This window comes from Bacillus sp. SIMBA_008, from assembly GCF_046535495.1.
Lineage (GTDB): Bacteria > Bacillota > Bacilli > Bacillales > Bacillaceae > Bacillus > Bacillus subtilis.
In genome coordinates this window covers 1-243 of sequence record NZ_JAWRWL010001112.1, presented here as the reverse complement: position 1 = coordinate 243, position 243 = coordinate 1, and the positions used below count along the sequence as shown (strand labels likewise).

Below are 243 nucleotides of genomic sequence, written 5' to 3'. Positions count from 1 at the left end.
GGTAAAGGATAGAACAGTTAATGGTATACCTGCTATTTTAGAAGGGCAAATTCATAACCTTCCTCTAAGAACAGAAAGTGCTCTTCATGCTTATTTTACAAAAACTAGTCAATCCTTCAATAAGGAAAAAAAGCTTATATATCCGTTTGGTTTGAATCTTAGTCAAATTCAAGCGGTTGAATCTGCTTTTTCTTCTCAGGTTAGCGTAATTGAAGGACCGCCAGGAACCGGTAAGACACAAAC

At 36.6% G+C, this 243-nt stretch carries 1 protein-coding gene; it reads left to right on the top strand.

Annotation, left to right across the window (positions count from 1 at the left end):
• On the top strand, positions 1-243 hold a 243-nt coding region (locus SB658_RS26890; protein WP_410603554.1), incomplete at both ends, for a hypothetical protein.